The 15,025-nt window shown below is 46.2% G+C and carries 10 protein-coding genes and 1 tRNA gene; 4 read left to right on the forward strand and 7 right to left on the reverse strand.

Annotated elements, in window-relative coordinates:
* Position 1 precedes the first annotated feature (1 nt).
* Genes HMPREF0658_RS04630 through HMPREF0658_RS04645 form a run of 4 tightly spaced genes read right to left on the reverse strand, consistent with a single transcriptional unit; the run spans position 2 to position 4,615 of the window.
* On the reverse strand, positions 2–1,447 hold the full coding sequence (locus HMPREF0658_RS04630) for a right-handed parallel beta-helix repeat-containing protein (protein ID WP_006948970.1): 1,446 nt from the start codon (positions 1,445–1,447) through the stop codon (positions 2–4).
* Positions 1,437–2,771, reverse strand: a complete 1,335-nt coding sequence (gene tilS / locus HMPREF0658_RS04635; protein WP_006948971.1) for a tRNA lysidine(34) synthetase TilS — start codon at positions 2,769–2,771, stop codon at positions 1,437–1,439. Before tilS ends, HMPREF0658_RS04630 begins: the two co-directional genes overlap by 11 nt.
* Entirely contained in the window at positions 2,761–3,945 is a 1,185-nt protein-coding gene (locus HMPREF0658_RS04640) for a class I SAM-dependent rRNA methyltransferase (RefSeq protein ID WP_006948972.1), read from the reverse strand. The genes tilS and HMPREF0658_RS04640 overlap by 11 nt, the downstream gene beginning before the upstream one ends.
* Before the next feature lie 13 nt (positions 3,946–3,958).
* A complete protein-coding gene (locus HMPREF0658_RS04645) occupies positions 3,959–4,615 on the reverse strand; it encodes a 3'-5' exonuclease (RefSeq protein WP_006948973.1) in 657 nt (218 codons plus the stop codon).
* A gap of 470 nt (positions 4,616–5,085) precedes the next feature.
* Here HMPREF0658_RS04645 and HMPREF0658_RS04655 point away from each other — a divergent pair, with 470 nt between their 5' ends.
* From HMPREF0658_RS04655 to HMPREF0658_RS04670, 4 genes are all read left to right on the forward strand, one after another.
* Positions 5,086–7,557: an FtsK/SpoIIIE family DNA translocase gene (locus HMPREF0658_RS04655; protein WP_006948975.1), complete on the forward strand. Its 2,472-nt coding sequence runs from the start codon at positions 5,086–5,088 to the stop codon at positions 7,555–7,557.
* A 26-nt stretch (positions 7,558–7,583) separates the two neighbouring features.
* Entirely contained in the window at positions 7,584–8,192 is a 609-nt protein-coding gene (lolA1, locus tag HMPREF0658_RS04660) for an outer membrane lipoprotein periplasmic chaperone LolA1 (protein ID WP_006948976.1), read from the forward strand.
* Positions 8,193–8,195: 3 nt separating this feature from the next.
* Complete coding sequence (locus HMPREF0658_RS04665) at positions 8,196–9,716, forward strand: DUF5687 family protein (RefSeq protein ID WP_006948977.1); 1,521 nt, start codon at positions 8,196–8,198, stop codon at positions 9,714–9,716.
* Between the two features lie 113 nt (positions 9,717–9,829).
* A tRNA-Lys gene (locus HMPREF0658_RS04670) sits at positions 9,830–9,902 on the forward strand.
* 445 nt (positions 9,903–10,347) lie between these two features.
* Here HMPREF0658_RS04670 and pfkA read toward each other — a convergent pair.
* The 3 genes from pfkA to HMPREF0658_RS04685 form a co-directional block, all read right to left on the reverse strand.
* Positions 10,348–11,325: a 6-phosphofructokinase gene (pfkA, locus tag HMPREF0658_RS04675; RefSeq protein ID WP_006948978.1), complete on the reverse strand. Its 978-nt coding sequence runs from the start codon at positions 11,323–11,325 to the stop codon at positions 10,348–10,350.
* A 35-nt stretch (positions 11,326–11,360) separates the two neighbouring features.
* On the reverse strand, positions 11,361–12,758 hold the full coding sequence (gene nhaD / locus HMPREF0658_RS04680; protein WP_006948979.1) for a sodium:proton antiporter NhaD: 1,398 nt from the start codon (positions 12,756–12,758) through the stop codon (positions 11,361–11,363).
* A gap of 80 nt (positions 12,759–12,838) precedes the next feature.
* Complete coding sequence (locus tag HMPREF0658_RS04685; protein WP_006948980.1) at positions 12,839–14,326, reverse strand: oligosaccharide flippase family protein; 1,488 nt, start codon at positions 14,324–14,326, stop codon at positions 12,839–12,841.
* Positions 14,327–15,025: the final 699 nt, after the last annotated feature.

The raw sequence follows: 15,025 nt of genomic DNA on the forward strand, positions 1-15,025 counted from the left end.
GTTAGTCTTTTTTGTATTCATAGCATCCTATGTCGGGTTTCCCATCGCGGGGCTGTCCGTCCTTGTCGGCGGGCAACGAATGGGTGGCATCGGCTTTGTCTATGGCCAATGATTTCTTGCTGAGGCGGAAGTCGTAGCGCAACAAGCGGGTATCGACTTCTTTGAAATTCTTCCATCCGGCTGAAACGGTATCGCTCACGTTTTCCCAAATAATATGGCTGTAATGCGTGGCATCGTCTTTCACTTCGGGTGTTCGCAGCAGACAATTCTCGAACCGATAGTTGAACGGCGTTCCCTCCTTGCGGTCGTCGCCTTTGATAACGTCGTCGGCATAGCCCGTAACAAGGGTGTTGATGCAACGAAAATCCTGCAAAGGGAAAATCTTATCGCCCATACGGTTGCCGATGAAGAGCGCACTGCCGCGGTTGGAATCGAAGGGATAAAGCTGGGCGATGGTGTTGTGCAGGAGCAATGCCGAACCGCCGTAAATGGCCATGCAGGCCGACAGGGCGTTGGTGATTTGGCAGTTTTTCACTTCAATGTGGGAGTTGTAAGACAGCACCCCCGTTCCTTTACTGTTGTGCACCGTGGTTGAAAATAGCGTGAGCTTCAGCCGCGAGGCGTCGGAAGAATCGCATACAATGGCATCGTTCGCACCGTGAATATCCGTATAGGAAATGCGGTTCTCGTAAGAGGTTTTATGAAAACGCAAGCCTTTCCATTGTCCACTGATGCGGTCGTAAGGCAGATAGGGGAATATTTTGTCGAGGCGATCGCCGCGTAAGACGATGCTGTCAGTTGGCGTTCCTTCACACACAAGTTTGCCGTGTACATCAATGCCTGCCTTATCGTGGAAATAAAGCGTTGTGCCCGGGGAGATGGTCAATGTGGCTCCTTCACCCACGGTTATGCCTCCGTATATGATGATGGGCGCGGGGCCTGACAAGGTTGTGTCGTGGGTAAGGGTCGTATGAGTCAGTTTTGTGGCATCCCAAGCCCAAGCCTGCAGGCATACTTTCTGTTCCACGCCGTTTTCCAGCGTAAAGAGCAAATCATCTTCCACTGCTTTTGGATTCACTTGGTGGCTTAATGGCGAAGTCAATGCTACAAACACGTTGATGCTGTCTTTGTTTCTTATTTCCACATCGGAAGTGCGGTAACCTTCCGTCTTACCTAAATTCGCACCGTCTACATTCACGAGAAAGCCCGTTTGATTGCCTTGCCTCAAACGGACATTTGTGCATCGCAGACCAGCTCCGGAACGGTTGTAAACCCGAAAGACGGTGGTGGCGGTGGGAACATTTGAGAAGACGGTATCAAGTCGTACCGTGTCTGTGGAGAAAGAAAGGATATGCGAGGGCGATGTTGAAAAAGAATCATCGTCGCTGCAGGAAGCCCATAAAAAGAGGAAAGCGGGCAGTACAAAGGGTATTATTCTACATCTCATCGGTCATATAACGTATCAGAAGCGTATTTATTGTCTCGGAAGAGATGCGGTATCGGTTGTCTATTCTTTGTCCTACCAGCCATATAATGCGCCCCGAAGCATCGGTAACTACGAGTTGCTCTCTTTTCTCGAAGCGTGTCATTTTGCGGTCGGTCATGAAATCGCTGACCAGCTTTGAACCCTTCATGCCGAAAGGAACGAAACGGTCTCCCTCGGCAGTGCAACGGATGAAGAGTGGAAATTGTACTTCGTCAGCATCTAAACAAGCCCACAAGGGGTCGCGTATCACGGGAGTGCCAGGATTTGTCTGTATCGTCTGAAAACTAAATCTAACATTTTTCCTGTAAACATAGGTACCCTCTTCGGGGATTTTCAATGGTTTGGAAACTTCTTTTTCCGTTTCTTGAAGCAACAATCTGTCTCTGTCAATCAGCAATCTGTGAGTAGCAGACAGCCATTCTTTTCCTGGCGAAGCGTGGAGATGGGTGTATATATCCTCTATCTGTGCGGAGCGAAAACCGTATTGTTGCAGGATGAAAAACAACAGATATTCGGGGGAAGGCTCTTCTAAAAGACGAGGAATGGATAATGTATGCGGCATCGTACATACTCTTTGAGTTGCTTTCTGTAAAGCCGCTTCAGTCACTTTGATGGCCTCCGAAACATAGAAAGCCGTCTTGGCCATGCTTTCGCAGGCAGCAGGATTAATGTCTTTCAACAGAGGGATAATGTTGAGTCGTATTTTATTTCTCACAACATCGGCTACAAGGTTGGTACTGTCGGTGATGTATGTCTGCCCGATGTCTCGCAAGTACTGTTCTATCTCCATTCTTCCGACGCAAAGTAACGGGCGCAATATAAAACCGTTTCGTGGCAGAATGCCTTGTAATCCATGAAGTCCCGTACCGCGCACAAGGTTTATCAGCATCGTTTCTACGATGTCGTCACGATGATGGGCTATGCAGATGCCGTCGCAGGAAAGGTCTTTCCGCAGGCTCTCGAAATAGTTGTAACGCAATTCTCGCGCTGCCATTTCTATGCTGATTCCGTGTAATCGGGCATACGAAGATGTGTCGAAATGGACTGTATGGAACGGAATGTTGAGACTGCGACACAGTTTCTGACAGAAAGCCTCATCTCTATCGGCCTCTTCTCCGCGAAGTTTGAAGTTGCAATGTACGGCTTCTAAATGATAATGAAGCCTGTTTAAAAGGAATAGAAGTGCTACACTGTCTGCTCCTCCCGATAACGCGACGAGATATTTGCCTTCCTTTTGCAAGAGCCGGTGGATGGCAATATAGTTGGAAACGGTTTTACTGAACATATAGCACAAGCCCCTTCAGGTATTCGCCTTCGGGATGATAAATATTGATGGGGTGGTCTGCGGGTTGATGCAATTGATGAAGGATTCTCACATTTCTGCCGCTTTGTGCAGCTGCAGTAAAGACCGCTTGGCGGAAATGGTCTTTGGAAACAATTTGGCTGCAACTAAATGTAAACAGGATTCCTCCGCTTTTAATGCGCTCAAAAGTCTTTGCATTGAGCCGAATATAACCTTTTAACGCATTATGAAGTGCTGCTCGATGTTTAGCAAAAGCCGGAGGGTCGAGCACAATAAGGTCGTAAGCCTCTTTCGCCACATCAAGAAAATGGAATGCATCTTCGCAGAATGCTTGATGGCGGCTGTCGCGGGGGAAGTTAAGTTCTACGTTTTTGTTGGTGAGTTCAATGGCTTTGGCACTACTGTCTACGGAGTGTACGAGGTTGGCTCCTCCTCGCATAGCATAAAAAGAGAAACCTCCTGTATAGCAAAACATGTTCAGCACGTTGCGGTTCTTTGCATATCGTTCCAGCAAACAACGGTTTTCTCTCTGATCGATAAAGAACCCTGTCTTTTGTCCTTTTAACCAATCGACATGGAAAAGTAGCCCGTTCTCCATGGCCGTATTGTCTTCGCTTCCCCCATAAAGGAATCCATTTTCTTGTCCGAGGTCGGCCTTGAAAGGTAGAGTTGTTTCACTTTTATAGTAGATATGTTCTATTCTGTCGGCCATTACTTTGATGAGTGCCTGTGCAATCTCTGTTCTGCTCACATGCATACCTATGCTGTGTGCCTGCATTACCGCAGTTTTCCCATATACGTCGATAACCAACCCTGGCAGATTGTCGCCTTCTCCATGGACAAGACGATAGGTATTATTGGATGGAATATCAGTTATGCCGGCACCAATCCGCATGTTTAAGGCCTCTGTTAGCCTACTTTCCCAAAATGAAGCATCAATTTTGACGTCCTCGAACGACAGAACCCGTACAGCGATAGAGCCTATTTGAAAATGACCGACGGCAGCGAATTGTCCATCAGAATGAAGTACCCGTACCGTATCTCCTTCTTCTATATTACGGTCTGTATGGTGTATGGCTCCCGAAAATATCCACGGATGAAAGCGTTTTAGGCTCTCTTCTTTGCCTTGTTTTAGGTAAATATTTTTAGTGTTCATTAGAATTTACAGGTTATTTGTTTTCGTTTTTCAGCGCATCAGACTGCCTCTCTTCTTGAACTGTGACAAGTTGGTAAGCGTGGTCTTTTTTCAATCTATTGAATTCTTCATAGAGTTTGATACATGCCCACGCGTCTGTTGCGGCATATCTTTTCTGCTTCTCGGTCAGCACATCTGCATCCCAATTCGTTAGTTGTTCTCTTTTACTGATTCGTTGTCCAAAGATATTGGCATATAATTTAGCTAACCCAAGGTCTTGAATACCTATTTCCTTTACGTGATCCTGCAAGTCAATAAAATTACCGGGGATAAAACTTCCTCGTTTTTGTAAAGCCATAACATCGTCTCCTAACGATAATCCTATCTTGGGGACAGTGCTGTCTTCCAAGAAATATTTAATGGAAGAAGTAAGGCCAATCATGTTCAAGCGAAAGAGAAAACAGGTGTCATTTGTAGAAACTTGTAAAAGAGAAACTTTGTGGGTTTGTCCTTTTTTAAATGCCGGTCGTGTTTCGGTGTCTATTCCAAGAATGGTCTGTGAGAGCAAGAAAGCTACAGCCTTGTCTGCCTCTTCTTTTGACTGGACGACAATGATTCTTCCCCCAAATAAAACTCTGGGTAATTGGCTGATTGCCTGTTTGTCGAACTTACTGAATATTACCTTTTTCATGTACTTACAAATTACAGAATGCGTCGGTTCAAGATAAAGCATCTTGTCCAAAAGCCCCCAAAATTCTTATCCCAAAGTAGCATAAATGTTTGTTTTGATGCTTGCCTCGGCTGGGCATTTGACTTTCCTTTCGGTTTGGCGTTTGCTCATGTTGAGCATTTAACTTTCCTTTCGGTTTGGCGTTTGCACGCGTGTGGGATTTCCATGAGCCCCGGAGGGGCGGCGGATTTCAGGCAGGGGTGGAGCAACGAGCAGAACCCCTGATAAGCGACCCATCAAGGAAAGAACTCCGGAGGGTCGACGGAGCATCGGACAACCTCCCCTCTGTCGCCCCGTCTGAACTTACTGCTCAAGCATCCTTATCACGAACTCACACGCAACGTGCAAAATTAGAAAAAAGTTCTTGGAATCTCATCTTTTCTTAGTTTTTTCCCTTAATTTTGCATATAAATTATTGAAAGGTGGGACGAATGGTAAGAAAAAAAGCCGGAGCAAGGTCTAAAAGTCTTGCGGGAAGGTTCGGTATCAAGCATATTTTAGAAAACGAAAAAGCCAATTTTCTGTTGGGGATTGTGCTTTTATTTATATCTGCTTATATCATTATTGCATTCTTTTCTTACTTTTCTACCGGTCAGGCAGACCAAAGCCTTGTATTGGATTTACGGCCGGGAGAACTGGAAAATCAAGCACGTGAGTTTAAAAATTATTGTGGTTCTATTGGGGCATTAATATCCTATTTCCTCATTGCTCGCTGCTTCGGATTCCCGGCTTTCTTTATTCCTCTTTTTCTTGCACTGACGAGTTTGCAGTTAATGTCTGCTTACAAGGTGAATCTTTGGAAGTGGTTCTTTGGAACTATGCTTGTTATGGTTTGGAGTTCTGTCACACTTGCCAAGTTCCTTACTCCTTTTATGGGGGATCAGGTCTTTAATCCTGGCGGAGACCATGGTGTTTATTGCTCGCAGTATCTCGAAAATGTTATTGGATCGCCTGGACTAACTGCCGTTTTGATTTTTGTTGCCCTCGCTTTCCTCACCTATCTTAGTTCAGAAACAGTTTTAGTAGTTCGCAAGATACTAAATCCCATTGGCTATATTACTAACAAAGTAAAGTTCACAGTAACCAATGAATCTCACGAAAAAGAAGCGACGGCATCTGAAGAACTTCTTGTTGATACACAGGAAGACCCTGAAGTATTTGATAATCCGGCACCCCAGACGGTTGAATTTCATGGCGACAATGAAGTTATTTTTAATGAACCGGCTTCTGAAGATGACGTTTCTTTTTTATTGGATGGACATGTTGAAAATGCGATAAAACCATTTACACCGGTAGACAGTGAAACAGAAATGGCCGTTACCATAGCCGAAGAGGAAGAAAAGGCAAGCGGGAAGACAGTAACCTCTGAAGAGGTACTCAATACCCCCATCAATCCGAAAGAGCCCTTTACAAACTATAAGTATCCTACTCTCGACCTTCTTAAGAAATACGACAATGATGGTAAGCCTTATATAGATAAGGAAGAACTTATGGAGAACAAGACCCGAATCATTGAGGTCTTAAATAGTTTCGGTGTGCAGATACGGGAGATTAAAGCAACTGTTGGTCCAACAATTACATTATACGAAATTACACCGGCTGAAGGGGTACGTATCTCTCGTATCAGAAACCTCGAAGATGATATTGCTCTCAGTCTTTCCGCTCTTGGTATACGTATTATTGCACCCATCCCGGGTAAGGGTACTATCGGTATAGAAGTACCGAATGCAAAGCCGAACATTGTCTCTATGGAGAGTATTCTTAACTCTAAGAAGTTTCAAGAGACAACTATGGACTTACCTATAGCCATAGGTAAAACCATTACTAATGAGGTTTACATGGTCGATTTGGCTAAGATACCCCATCTGCTGGTGGCAGGTGCTACCGGTCAGGGCAAGTCTGTGGGGCTCAATGCAATTATTACTTCCTTATTATACAAGAAACATCCCAACGAATTAAAGTTCGTTTTGATTGATCCAAAGAAAGTTGAATTCAGTATTTATGCCCCCATTGCCAATGCTTTCCTTGCCAAAGTACCGGATGAAGACGAAGAACCTATCATTACTGATGTAACGAAAGTTGTAAGAACATTGAAGAGCTTGTGTGGATTAATGGACCATCGCTACGATCTCCTTAAACTCGCAGGGGCACGAAACATTAAAGAATATAATCAGAAATTTATCAACCACCAGCTCAATCTCACAAAGGGGCATGATTTCATGCCTTACATTGTGGTGGTTATTGATGAGTTTGGCGATCTTATAATGACAGCAGGCAAAGAGATAGAACTGCCGATTGCCCGTATTGCACAGCTGGCTCGAGCTGTTGGCATACATATGGTTATAGCTACACAGCGCCCCACAACAAGCATTATAACGGGTAATATAAAGGCTAATTTCCCTGGGCGTATGGCTTTTAAAGTAAGTGCAATGATTGACTCGCGTACCATCTTAGACCGTCCGGGTGCCAATCAACTGATAGGAAGAGGAGACATGCTTTTCTTAAATGGCAATGAACCGGTGCGTGTACAATGTGCTTTCGTAGATACACCCGAAGTAGAGAAGATCAATGCCTATATTTCGCAACAGCCGGGTCCCATTCAGCCTATGGAACTTCCCGAACCTGTTTCAGAGGATGGAGGTACTTCCGGTAGTCAAAGTGCAGACCTTCATTACCTCGACCCTCTTTTTGAAGAAGCTGCTCACGCCATAGTTATCAGTCAGCAAGGTAGTACAAGTATGATACAGCGTCGCTTTTCTATTGGTTATAACAGGGCAGGACGCTTAATGGATCAATTGGAGAAAGCCGGTATTGTAGGTATAGCGCAAGGCAGTAAACCGCGAGATGTGTTGATAACAGACGATAGTTCTCTTGAGAAACTACTGGCCTCTCTTAGAGGTTAGATACTTTTTTATAAGGTAAATAAGTAATGAAAAGACTTTTTCTTATCTCCATGTTGCTTTTGCTGGTTGCTGCAACCATGATAGCGCAAGGTAATAACAACGCCCGAAAGATACTTGACCGTACTTCCGCTGTTGTAGGAAACAAAGGAGGAGCTACGGCTTCATTCACTCTATCGGGTGGAAAGCTGGGTAAGCAGCAGGGCACCATTGCTATCAAAGGCAATCGTTTTTATGTACAAACGACTAAAACTATTGTTTGGTTTGACGGGAAGACGCAGTGGACTTATCTCAAAGGCGGCGATGAAGTGAACGTAAGTTCGCCGAATGCAGCACAACAACAGGCCATGAATCCTTATACATTTATTCGATTGTATCGAAACGGTTATAACCTGACAAGTAAGACAAAGGGTAAAGGATATATGGTTCACCTCCTTGCACAAAACAAGAAGCAAGGTTTACAAGAACTGTACATCACGGTTGATGCCAAGTATCGTCCTACGCAGGTGAAGATGAGACAGGCAAGTGGATGGATAACCATTGATATCAAAAACTTTAAAACAGCCAACCTGAGCGATGCTAAATTCAAGTTCAATGCCAAAGAGTTTCCGAAACTCGAAGTGATAGACCTGCGATAACTCATGAAACTTTCTACAAGCTATTTTCAACTCTTGCGGATAATCCTTCATCACCGCAAGCTCTATGATAAGCGAAATCTGACGTTTGAGGAAAACAGAACAGCAAAAATCTTGGTTTGGATCTTCCAATCCTTTCTGCTTTGCTATTTCATATTTATCTCTGTTCTACTTGCTCTTGCGGCACAGGAATCCAGAACCATCACCGCCTATGAATTAATGTTTGGTTTCCTGCCTTTTATCCTTTCCATTGATTTTCTGATACGCCTTATTAGGCAACAGACACCTTCGCAACTCATCAAACCTTATATCCTGTTGCCTATCTCAAAGTACATATGTATCGATTGCTTCATCTTTGCCTCGCTCGGGTCTTACACCAATCTGATTTGGTTTACCATATTTCTTCCATACGCTATTATTTCTGTCTTGTTTAGCGAGGGTTTAGGCATCACGTTCTGTTTCCTTCTCGGTCTGTATATCGTTGTTTTAATCTGCAACCAATGGTACGCCATCGTGCGTGCGCTTACTCGCAAACACCTCCTATGGTGGTTTTTGCCCATTGCCGTTTATGTCTTGGTTTATGCTCCTCTGTTCTTAGGCCGACACGTCTCCATAGAGCGATTATTGCACTTCTACGCATCTTTCGGTACCTCTATCTGTCGTGGGCATTGGCTTGCATGGCTGATATTATCCGCCTTGTTAGCATTCACGATTTATGTCAATAGAAAGATACAGCTTCGCCTTGTGCTCTCTGAAGTGCAACGTCAGGAGACAGCAAAGGCAGCACGCGTGTTCCGTCTGTCGTTGTTTGATAGATACGGAGAAATCGGCGAATACATGAAGTTGGAAATAAAAAGTATCATGCGAAACAAGGCAGTGCGCACATCGTTCCTCGTTGCAAACGCCGTTATCGTAATGTTTAGTGCCATTATCTCCTTGTCCGGTATCTACGACAACACTTTCATGCTTAACTTCTGGTGTCTGTACAATTTTGTCATCTATGGAGCGACAATGCTTACACGCATCATGTGTTACGAGGGCAACTATATTGACTGCTTGATGGTGCACAGAGAAAACATCCTCTCACTGTTGAAAGCCAAATATTATCTTTTTTCGTTGCTGTTGGTTATCCCTCTGTTGTTCATGTTGCCCACTGTCTTTGTCGGCAAGTGCAGTTTACTGATGCTCTTTACATTTATGTTTCTTGCTGTCGGTCCCGTTTATTTCTGCCTTTTCCAAATGGCAGTCTACAACAAACGAACCATTCCTCTTAATACCAAGTACACAGGAAAGGGAATGATGGAAAACAACTATATACAGATTGTCGTGCAACTTGTTATCTTTACCGTTCCGCTTCTTTTTCTCAATCTATTGCAGCTTGTAGTCTCAGAGACGATAGCCTATATTGTTCTTATCCTTTTTAGCATAGCATTCATGCTCTCGTCAAACATTTGGATTCACCGGATATACCGCCGTATGATGAATCGTCGGTACAGTCTGATAGAAGGATTCCACACCTCCCGATAAGACTGATTCTTTCCCATATGAAAAAAGTTAAGGAAAAGTTTGTTCGTTTCATAGAAAAGACCTACCTTTGCACCTACGAAAATCAGAAATTCAGAGGAATTTGTCTGTAACTTGCATCCTTAGCTCAGTTGGTAGAGCAACTGACTCTTAATCAGTGGGTCTAGGGTTCGAATCCCTAAGGATGTACAAAAGATGCCTATCTCATAAGAGGTAGGCATCTTTTTATATTTATGTTATAAGGGAAAAGCAGGTTAAGGTGGAATGTCCGATCGGAGAATGTTTTAAAATATTACTGTCCGGTAAACCTTTTCCGTATAAGAGTTAGGGAATGAAATTCAAACGAGGTTTTTTCTGTCATCCGCGCTGGCGGATGACAGTTTTTACTCATTGCCAACCTGCTCTGTACTGTTATCTATAGAATGATAAAAAAAAGACACGTATCTTTCTCACAGGTGCTAACCATGCTAAATAAAAGAATGCGGGATTACCTATATAAAGGCAATCCCGCAAGGGAATCTATGTTAGAGATGTTTTGCGGACAAGCAATAATTTTAAAACAATGATGAAGGGGCGGAGGAGAGGTCATCTTTATAAAAAGCGACAGATGGGCCGCCTGATGATTGATGGGGGATTAAATACTTAATTCGTCGAGTACTTTAATCAGTTTTTTGTCGAAAGGCTTGTCTGAGCGTATGGCCTCGCTTAGCGGCACATATACCACTTCGTTGTTTCTGATGCCTACCATGACGTTGCGTTGTCCTTGCATGATGGCTTCGATGGCGCCAATGCCTGTGCGTGCGGATAGGATTCTGTCGTGAGCAGAGGGGCGTCCGCCGCGTTGCAGATGGCCTAAGATGGAGACGCGGACATCGAATCCGGGGAATTCTTTCTTCACGCGGTCGGCATAGTAAAGGGCACCACATTTGGGACTTTCCGACACGATGACGATGCAACTCTTCTTGGATTTGCGGATGCCTCGCTCCATGAAGCGGGCTAATTGGTCTACGTCGGTAGAGTCTTCGGGGATAATGGCTGCCTCGGCGCCACTTGCGATGGCACTGTTTTGTGCAAGGAAACCGGCATCGCGCCCCATCACTTCGACGAAGAAGATGCGTTCGTGGCTCTGTGCCGTGTCGCGGATGCGGTCTACGCATTCCACAATGGTATTGAGTGTGGTATCGTAGCCTATGGTTGAGTCGGTTCCGTACAGGTCGTTGTCTATAGTTCCCGGGAGGCCGATACAGCATACATCGTGTTCTTGTGCGTAGAGCATGGCACCTGTCAAAGAGCCGTTGCCGCCGATGACTACAAGTGCATCGATGCCGGCCTTTACCATGTTTTCATATGCTTTCTGTCTTCCTTCCACGGTCATAAATTCATGGGAGCGTGCCGACTTCAGAATGGTTCCGCCCGACATGATGATGCCGCTCACGTTTTCTGTGGTGAAGTCGGCAATCTCGTTATGGATTAATCCGTCGTACCCCCGATAGATTCCTTTGATATGAAAGCCGTTGCAGATGCCCGAACGGGTAACGGCGCGTATGGCGGCGTTCATGCCCGGGGCGTCGCCTCCCGAAGTTAAGATACCTATGGTCTTTATTTTTCCCATGAGAATATATGATATATGTTACAGTACAATTTGTATCAAACCAACAGCCATAATGCCACGAGTCCCAATGCCCATGCCGCTAATGCTATCCAGCCCACGTGGCGGAAGTACCATCCCACGTGCATCTTTTCCATTTTCATCAACGCCAGACCACTCATAGAGCCGACGGCAAGCACGCTGCCGCCAATGGCTGCACTGAAAGCAATCATCTTCCAATAGGCCCCGTTGCAGACAAAGGCGTGGTAGTATTCGGAATCGGAGAAAGAAGACTGATGCACCGGCTCTACCACATCGTGGAGGGAGAACATGCTCATGGCGGTCGCGAAATTATCTAATACGATGCTTACGAATCCGGTGCCGATGCCTTCGACCCAGATGCTGTCTACATGCTCGGCTATCTGTCGCGCCATCCAACTAAGCGCACCCGTCTCATTGACCACGCCAAGGGCGAGCATCACGCCCATCACAAACAGCATCATCTGGATGACACCATACTGCAAGACGCGCGGCACACGGCGATGTATCATCTGGTCTACGTTCATCAATTTGCGGTTGACCACCTCATTGACAATCCACAAAATCGACAAGACGCACAATGCGCCAAGGAAAGGGCTGAGTTTCGTGATGTTATGAAACGTGGGGATAAACCATAAGCCGCCGATGCCCACGATGAGCATCAGGATACGTTGCCATACGTTCAGGTTGGTATCATCGCCACGGTAAGGCATCGCGACACCTTCCATTTCCACACGTTCGGGCAAATAACGCCCCAACCACCAAGTAGGCAATGCCCATGCGATGAGACACGGCAAGAGCAAAGACAAAGAGTAATCGGTGGCTGTTACGGCTCCCATATTCCACAATACGAGGCCTGCGGGGTCGCCGATTACGGTGAATGCACCACCACAATTGGCTGCGATGACCACCGCACTGCCGTAGAGCATACGTTGTCTGCGGTTGGGTATCATGTCGTGCATGATGGTGAGCATCATCACGGTCGTAGTGAGGTTGTCAAGATTGGCGGAAAGCAGAAAGGTGATAACAGAAAAGAGCCACAGGAACTTACGACTCTTGCGGGTGCGCACCCAAGCACGGATAAAGTCGAAACAGCCGTTGTTGTTGAGTATCTCTACGATGGTCATGGTGGCCAAGAGAAACAAGACTATCTCTGCTGCCTTACCCACGTATTTCAAGAAGATATTATGAGCGATATATTCTTTCACTGCGATGCTCGTGGGAACAGCTCCGCCGAGAAAATCGGTATATTCCCGTTGGTGCTGACTCATCACGAAGTCCGTGCCGTAACAGATATAGAGCACCCATCCCACCGTGCCGGCAAACATGGCTATGGCGGCCTTGTTGATGTTTGTCTGTCGTTCGGTTACTATCAAGATGTAACCCAAGAGTAAAATTGCTGCGATAATCAGTCCCATAACACCTAAAAATACAAACGCAAAGGTAACAAATATTTCAAACAAGCAAGCAACTGTCGGCTTTTTTCTTTCTATCTTCTTTATGAATGTGTACCTCGCTTATCCGGCAGACCACGTAGACCGCCGGTTTTCGATTTCAGAATCTTAATGGAAATCATCGCGCTGACTGCCACGGACAACACGCCGAGCGACCCATACAGAAATGGATTGTCGAGAAGCGTAATGCCGAATGTGAGCAGACCGAGCGGCAATTGCAGCATCATGTAAAGCCGCACGGAGGCAGACACACGGTAGCCATGTCGGCGATACATATAGATGAAAACGACAAGATAGTGAAGCAAACCTACGACGGCCAGCGCCAATCCCGTCCCCCACAGTCCCCACAGACGGAAAAACGGGAGGGCAAAGCCCACGATGAGTAGGGCATATACGCTTTCCAAGACGAGGAAACTGCGGGAGTCGCCCTTAGCCAGCGAGATGTACTCTACCGGCAGTCTGACCGCTCGCATATACATGCCGAGGAGCGACACCTGCGCCATGCCGACGGCCGGTGTGAAGCGTCCGCTGTACAACAAAGGCACGAGCCACGGCAACGTTATCATGAACAAGGCTATCAAGGGTGCGGCAAACAGCAGCGAGACTTCTATCTGCCGGTTCACCGTCTGGTTCATCGTAAACGTATGGGTTGCCACGGAAGAGAGGCGCGGAAAGTAGTCGGTCTCCATCGCCACGAATATCATCGACACATAAGTGGTGGTCAGCATGAATCCCGCATTGTAGAGTCCTACGGTGTCGAGTGCACCTTCGTGGTTGAGGAAGCTGCGGATAACGAACTCTGCACCGCTGGTCATCGTGCCGGCCACGACGAAAGCTACGCCGAGCTTCACCATCGGCAGTCCAGCCCCCAACGTCTCCCGTCGGAGAGAAAGTCGAAGCGGATAGAGCCGATACGAATAAACGATGGATAAGAATAGCTGTATCGCGGCCATCAACACCAAGGAGGGTACAATGGCGGCCTCGCCGAACTGCTCGTATAGAGGCACAGTGAGCAGGAGCGCAAGTAGCACCGTGCCAACAGACTGTTTGGCCAACGCCCGCAACTGTCGCGTAGCCTTCAGTATGGCCAATTCACCGTTTGTCACGGCAAGTAGGGGAATAATGGGCGAAAGTAGCATGAAATGAAGCGTATGGTCGCCCCAACTGAAAGTGAAACGGTCTAAAAGCGGACTTAATACGACGCATACGAACATGCCGAACAGTCCGGCCAACAGGCTCCACGAGCGGATGACACGAACAGAACGTTCCATTTCCGGTGTATCGCCCGTAGCAAACGATTCAGACAGACGTTTCACCGCACTCATGCCCAATCCCAAGCCTGTGGAATCGGAAACCAGTGCTATCGTGGAATTGAAGAGCGAGATAAGCCCCATGCCCTGCGGACCGAGAATCATGGCCACCAACTTATTACGCACCACCCCCACGAGGATGTTCACTCCCTGTACACCGCCAAACATGCCGGTGTATTTCAGTATATGTAAATAGCTGTTGCGCTTTTCCCGTTTTTTCATCGGTATATAAACGGCCGTCCATCGCGTTTATTGTCTGTTCTCTTCCTCTCTTTGGCAGCCTTGAATCCATGAGAAACACTGCGGGGCACCGTCTGCCCGTGGCCGATTAGTAAGGGAACATTAGTTCGAGATAAAGACCTCTTGCCAAAGCCCCCGAATCTGTTCTGATACTTGCCCCAGCCGGGCATTTAACTTTCCTTTTGGTTTGGCATTTGCTCATGTTGAGCATTTAACTTTCCTTTCGGTTTGGCGTTTGCTCATGTTGAGCATTTAACTTTCCTTTCGATTTGACGTTTGCTCATGTTGAGCATTTAACTTTCCTTACGGTTTGACGTTTGCTCATGTTGAGCATTTAACTTTCCTTACGGTTTGGCGTTTGCTCATGTTGAGCATTTAACTTTCCTTTCGGTTTAGCGTTTGCTCATGTTGAGCATTTAACTTTCCTTTCGGTTTAGCGTTTGCACCAGCCGGGCAAGCCTCCCGCCTGTTGTCGTGACGTGCATCCGCGTGTGGGCTTATCGTCCCCCTATCTTTATCTCGAATTCGCGTTAAGGGAGTGGCGAGGAAACGCTAAATACCGCGGAAAATAGAGCGAAAATATTTCTTTGCATTTGCTGTCGGACTCTACGAACGACAATGTTTGACTCCGCTTCAACAATTATTGCTTCAAAATATTTGCACAGTTATAAAGAAAACAAT

Source organism: Hoylesella marshii DSM 16973 = JCM 13450, assembly GCF_000146675.1.
GTDB classification, from domain to species: domain Bacteria; phylum Bacteroidota; class Bacteroidia; order Bacteroidales; family Bacteroidaceae; genus Prevotella; species Prevotella marshii.

Excerpts from the sequence above, each read along its gene's own strand:
- nhaD (WP_006948979.1), bottom strand. The coding sequence starts at position 12,758 with ATGGGACTGATTATCGCAGCAATTTTACTCTTGGGTTACATCTTGATA.
- HMPREF0658_RS04640 (WP_006948972.1), bottom strand. The coding sequence starts at position 3,945 with ATGAACACTAAAAATATTTACCTAAAACAAGGCAAAGAAGAGAGCCTA.
- HMPREF0658_RS04655 (WP_006948975.1), top strand. The coding sequence starts at position 5,086 with ATGGTAAGAAAAAAAGCCGGAGCAAGGTCTAAAAGTCTTGCGGGAAGG.
- lolA1 (WP_006948976.1), top strand. The coding sequence starts at position 7,584 with ATGAAAAGACTTTTTCTTATCTCCATGTTGCTTTTGCTGGTTGCTGCA.
- HMPREF0658_RS04630 (WP_006948970.1), bottom strand. The coding sequence starts at position 1,447 with ATGAGATGTAGAATAATACCCTTTGTACTGCCCGCTTTCCTCTTTTTA.
- tilS (WP_006948971.1), bottom strand. The coding sequence starts at position 2,771 with ATGTTCAGTAAAACCGTTTCCAACTATATTGCCATCCACCGGCTCTTG.
- pfkA (WP_006948978.1), bottom strand. The coding sequence starts at position 11,325 with ATGGGAAAAATAAAGACCATAGGTATCTTAACTTCGGGAGGCGACGCC.
- HMPREF0658_RS04685 (WP_006948980.1), bottom strand. The coding sequence starts at position 14,326 with ATGAAAAAACGGGAAAAGCGCAACAGCTATTTACATATACTGAAATAC.
- HMPREF0658_RS04665 (WP_006948977.1), top strand. The coding sequence starts at position 8,196 with ATGAAACTTTCTACAAGCTATTTTCAACTCTTGCGGATAATCCTTCAT.
- HMPREF0658_RS04645 (WP_006948973.1), bottom strand. The coding sequence starts at position 4,615 with ATGAAAAAGGTAATATTCAGTAAGTTCGACAAACAGGCAATCAGCCAA.